The sequence below is a fragment of the Endozoicomonas sp. YOMI1 genome (genome assembly GCF_024606345.1).
In the GTDB taxonomy this organism is placed as follows: domain Bacteria; phylum Pseudomonadota; class Gammaproteobacteria; order Pseudomonadales; family Endozoicomonadaceae; genus Endozoicomonas.
This window is the reverse complement of record NZ_JAHHPM010000552.1, coordinates 1-5,097: the sequence shown is the minus strand read 5'-3', so window position 1 is coordinate 5,097 and position 5,097 is coordinate 1. Positions and strand designations below refer to the sequence as shown.

Here is a 5,097-nt window from a genome sequence, read left to right as displayed (position 1 = left end):
GTTGCTTATATCACCGCCCGATTGGGCGATGCTTTACGCAGGTTTTGGTAACGTTTCCATTCAATCTTTCTTTGGAAGAAACAGGCAAAAGCGTTGAAGAATATAGTTGGTACTATGCTGCTCGTACCTTATCCAAAAAAAGTATACAAGTTGTCGCGACATTAAAAAAAGAAATAAAAGTACCAAGTGTAGAAGCTTTTGTAGCGGCCTTTCGTAGTGGCAAATCATGAGAGTTCCCTACCATGGTTTTTGCAATAGTACGCAGAGAGTGAAAGCATAGCCTGCTAGTCTGAACTCACATGAGATACAAACTCATTGACTGGTACATGGTTTCATTCCGGGTCGTGAAAGTTGGACTATTTTTCCATAGAAAGTTCATTTCGTGACAGCCCGAATTGAGATAGGATAAGCAATTTCCATAGCCTGCATGATTGATTGTCATTGCTTTTTATTGGCTGTTACAGAAACAGTTCCGGTAAGGCTTCAGTTATATGACAATCCTGATAGTCATCAGGCATTCCCACCAAGGTTATCGAAGTAGTCTATGTTCGGTTCGCGCAAAGACGATGAGAAAAAAGCCAAACGCAGCTTTTGGCCCTGGGGTCGACGTTCCCGGGATGAAGTTTCTGAAGAACAGGTAGAGGCAAAGGCTGAGCCTGAAGTAGAAGACGTTGTATCCACTGTAGAAACACCGGAAATTACGCCAGAGTCGGCTTCTGAATCTTCAGCCGGTGTTGATGCTGCACGTGAGATTGTGCCTGAGGTAGTTCAGGGGGCTGCAGATAAGCCTGTTCATCCGGAGTCCCCGGAGGAATCCGCACACAAAGCACCAGAGGCTTCTGACAAAGAAGTTCAGGTTGTTGCTGCCACTGAAATTCCCCAGGCTGCTCAGCCAGATAAAACGCCTGTTGATGAAGAGAGCAAGCCTGAAGCCAAAGGTGGCTTCTTTGCCCGCATGCGTCAGGGGCTGAGCAAAACCCGTAACGTTCTGGTCGAAGGCGTTGCAGAACTGTTTATCGGTAAAAAGGAGATTGATGATGATCTTCTGGATGAACTGGAAACTCAGTTGCTGGTCGCCGATGTGGGGGTTGAAGCCACCACTGACATTATTGAAAAGCTGACCCGGAAAGTGAATTACCAAGAGCTGGATGATGCGGATGCCCTTATGGCTGCCCTGCAATCCGAGCTTGCTGATATTCTTGAGCCTGCTGACCAGCCACTGGTCATTCCGAAACAGGACACGCCTTTTGTTGTCCTGGTGGTGGGCGTTAATGGTGTTGGTAAGACTACGACTATTGGCAAGCTGGCCCGTAAGTTTCAGTCTGAAGGCCGCAAGGTTATGCTCGCAGCTGGTGATACATTCCGCGCGGCTGCGGTTGAACAGTTGCAGGTATGGGGTGAACGGAATGAGATTCCAGTGGTTGCCCAGCATACTGGCGCTGACAGTGCTTCCGTTATTTTTGATGCCTTCGAAGCAGCAAGAGCCCGCAATATTGACGTATTGATTGCCGATACCGCTGGTCGCCTCCACAACAAGGAACATTTGATGGAGGAGCTGAAAAAGGTCAAGCGGGTGCTTGGGAAACTGGATCCTGATGCTCCTCATGAAGTGTTACTGGTGCTGGATGCGGGCACCGGGCAGAATGCCCTGAGCCAGGCTCGTCTGTTCCATGAAACGGTGCAGTTAACCGGCATGGCCTTGACCAAGCTGGATGGAACCGCTAAGGGCGGGGTGATCTTCGCGCTGTCCAAACAGATGAAACTGCCAATCCGTTTCCTGGGGGTGGGGGAACAGATAGATGACCTGAGGCCGTTTTCGGCTAAGGAATTTGTTAAAGCACTATTCTCCCGGGAAGGTTGATATAGCAGGTAATGACGTCAAATGTCGTTCATTAGAGTGTTGGTTACTTGAATAGCAAACAAGAGATAGATTAAGGACAGCGGGATGATTCGCTTTGACAGTGTCAGCAAGCGTTACCCGGGAGGTCATGTTGGCCTTGAGCAGGTCAGTTTTCACCTGGAGCGAGGAGCGATTGCGTTTCTGACAGGCCATTCCGGTGCAGGAAAAAGCACCCTGATGAAGCTGGTTATGCTTCTTGAGAGGGCCAGTGCAGGTCAGGTCTGGGTGGGAGGTCATAACCTGAGGGCTCTTAAGAACAGCCGGATTCCCTATCTTCGCCGCAATATTGGTGTGGTTTTTCAGGATCACCAGCTGCTGTTTGATCGTACTGTTTTTGACAATGTCGCTTTACCGCTCTTGATTGCAGGCTATTCTCCCAGTGATTGTGCTGGCCGGGTTCGTGCTGCTTTGGATATGGTCGGGTTATTAAGCAAGGAAAAGTTGTTTCCAGTGGCTTTGTCCGGTGGTGAACAACAGCGTGTTGGTCTGGCGCGGGCAGTAGTGAATCGCCCGGCTTTGCTTCTTGCGGATGAGCCTACCGGAAACCTTGACCCTCAGTTGTCCACGGAAATCATGAAGCTGTTTGAGAATTTTAATCAGGTGGGGGTTACCGTGTTGATTGCCAGTCATGACCTGGCGCTGGTGGCTAGGATGCGACACCGTATTTTGACCCTGGATCATGGCAGGCTGGTTGCAGACCAGGAGGTTCAGTGAGTCTGTTTAGTAAGAGCAGCAGGCGTCAGCAAGATGGTCGTCGGCACACATTGGATGAACAGGCCGGTAAGGGCAAAACCGCTGGAAAGAATGCGGGAAGCTTTGTTCATAACGAAGCTCATAAAGATGCCCATAAAAGAGGTGCCAATCGCCAGACGGTAGCAACACTGACACTGCATTCTTTCGTTAGCTTGCACCGGCAGGTGGGTAAAGATGCACTGAACCGCCTGCTTAACAACCCGGTGGCAAGTCTGTTAAACAGCTTGCTGATCGCGATTGCCTTTTCCCTGCCGGTTTTACTGTTTGTACTGGTGAGCAATGTGCAGGTGCTTGGGGCAGCCTGGGATGGGCAACCCAAAATCTCAATTTACCTCAATCATGGGGTTAGCCAGAAAATTATCGGTCAACGCATTGCTGATTACCGTCAAGACCCTCTGATTAAAGAAGTTGTCTACCTGTCACCGGAGCAGGGAATGAAAGACTTTCAGCAAAAGATAGGGCTGCAGGATGTGATTACTCAACTTGGGTTCAATCCATTACCGGGGGTGATTGAGCTGCTGCCTGTCAGTGAGGCTTCTTTTGAACAACTGGATGATGCCGTAGTCAATTTTCAGCAAATGGATGGAGTTGACCAGGTCCGCCTGGATCGGCAGTGGGTCCAGCGGCTGCAGGCAATATTAACGATGCTTGAACGCTTTGCCGTCATGCTGGGCGGGATTCTTGGGCTTACCGTGATTCTGGTGATCAGCAACACCGTGCGTCTCAGTATTGAAAGCCGCCGTGATGAAATCAAAATTATCAGTATGGTGGGTGGAACACGGGGCTTTATTGCCATGCCCTTCATCTATATGGGGATCTGGTATGGCGTGATCGGCGCTATTCTGGCTCAAGTGATTGTTTTTTCATTATTAGCTGTCTTGAGTCATGAAATGATGAATATTGCCGGACTGTATAATAGCGAGATGGTATTATCCGGCCCCGGTTTTGGCGTGTTGGGCGTATTGCTGCTTGCCGGAATAGCGTTCGGTGTTCTGGGGGCAATGAGCAGCTGTTATCGACATTTTCAGGCTTTAGTACCGGATTAGTCTGTGTAAAGTAAGAAAATGTCCTGTAAAGTCGATAGCGATTGTGAAGCCAATTGTTGTTATTATTAGTATTCGTCTGAACTTCAGCTATTTTAACAGAGTCTAATTAAGAGGGTATCTTGACGGAGTCAGTTATGGGCACCAGTCTTCAACCAGTCGATATGTTAGTTCCTGGCCGCAATATTGATGCGTATGTTGCGTCAGTCAGCAGCATTGCTGTGTTGTCTGCTGAACAGGAAAAGACCCTTGCTGAGCGCCTCTTCTTTCATAATGATCTGGAAGCGGCTCGTCAGCTGGTAATGTCTCACCTTCGCTTTGTTGTTCACATTGCCAAAAGCTATTCCGGCTATGGTCTGCCATTGGCGGACTTGATTCAGGAAGGCAATGTGGGCCTTATGAAGGCGGTTAAGCGTTTTAACCCTGAGGTTGGGGTAAGGCTTGTCTCCTTTGCTGTGCATTGGGTCAAAGCGGAAATACACGAATTTATTCTGCGCAACTGGCGCATTGTTAAAGTCGCGACCACGAAAGCACAACGCAAACTTTTCTTTAACCTGCGCAGCGCTAAAAAGCGTCTGTCCTGGTTAACCAACGATGAAGCGGATGCCGTAGCCAGAGATCTGGGTGTTGAAGCTAAAGTGGTTCGTGAAATGGAAAGCCGAATGGCTGGCCAGGATACCGCTTTCGATGGCTATGGGGATGATGATAGCGATACCGCATATCAGGCACCTGCTTACTATCTGGAAGATCGTAACTCTGATCCTTCTTCTTTGCTTGAAGATGCCGACTGGTCCGACAGCTCTATTTCCCAGCTGAGAAATGCCCTGGCACAGCTGGACGAACGCAGTCGGGATATCCTGCAAAAGCGTTGGCTGGCAGAAGAAAAGGCAACGCTGCACGAGCTGGCGGATACGTATGGAGTATCTGCTGAGCGTATTCGTCAGTTGGAAAAGAATGCGATGAAAAAGCTGAAAGGTTCCATGGAAGCCTGATGCAGATTAAACGTTCTGAAAAAAGTCGCTGAATAGCGGCTTTTTTTATGAGGTCAAATACAGGGTGTTGACTTTTATGCTGAGCTGCGTAGAATTCGTCGCTCTTCCACGGGCTAACCTGAAACGGTTATCCACGGATCAGCAGAATGAATCTTCATCGCTGAGTGCGAAATGTGGTTTGAAAATGGGTTGTTTGGAAATGAGCGAAAAACAACCGGTTGACAAATCGAACCGGCGCGGTAAGATGCGCCTCCACTGGCAAGGCTTCGGGCAACGTCAGTGAGTTGGAAAGCCTCTCGCTCTGATCGAAGAGAATGACTGCTTGACAACGAAAGTCGCCACGGTAAGATGAGAGGCCTTGCTTTCGGTGGTCAGTTGGCAGTAGCCAGTGGCCAGTAGTACAAAGCAA

5 protein-coding genes are annotated in these 5,097 nt (G+C 49.1%); all 5 read left to right on the top strand.

What is annotated here, in order from left to right; translation table 11 throughout:
• On the top strand, positions 1 to 230 hold a 230-nt coding region (locus KDK15_RS19570; protein WP_257297076.1), incomplete at its 5' end, for a hypothetical protein.
• Positions 231 to 544: 314 nt separating this feature from the next.
• Positions 545 to 1,861 carry a signal recognition particle-docking protein FtsY gene (gene ftsY / locus KDK15_RS19565; protein ID WP_257297075.1) on the top strand — a complete coding sequence of 439 codons (1,317 nt, stop codon included), beginning with the start codon at positions 545 to 547 and terminating at the stop codon, positions 1,859 to 1,861.
• Between the two features lie 84 nt (positions 1,862 to 1,945).
• The gene (gene ftsE / locus KDK15_RS19560; protein ID WP_257297074.1) at positions 1,946 to 2,614 is read left to right on the top strand and encodes a cell division ATP-binding protein FtsE; all 669 of its coding nucleotides are present in this window, start codon (positions 1,946 to 1,948) and stop codon (positions 2,612 to 2,614) included.
• Positions 2,611 to 3,699: a permease-like cell division protein FtsX gene (ftsX, locus tag KDK15_RS19555; protein ID WP_257297073.1), complete on the top strand. Its 1,089-nt coding sequence runs from the start codon at positions 2,611 to 2,613 to the stop codon at positions 3,697 to 3,699. The genes ftsE and ftsX overlap by 4 nt, the downstream gene beginning before the upstream one ends.
• A 134-nt stretch (positions 3,700 to 3,833) precedes the next feature.
• Entirely contained in the window at positions 3,834 to 4,688 is an 855-nt protein-coding gene (rpoH, locus tag KDK15_RS19550; protein ID WP_257297072.1) for an RNA polymerase sigma factor RpoH, read from the top strand.
• Positions 4,689 to 5,097: the final 409 nt, after the last annotated feature.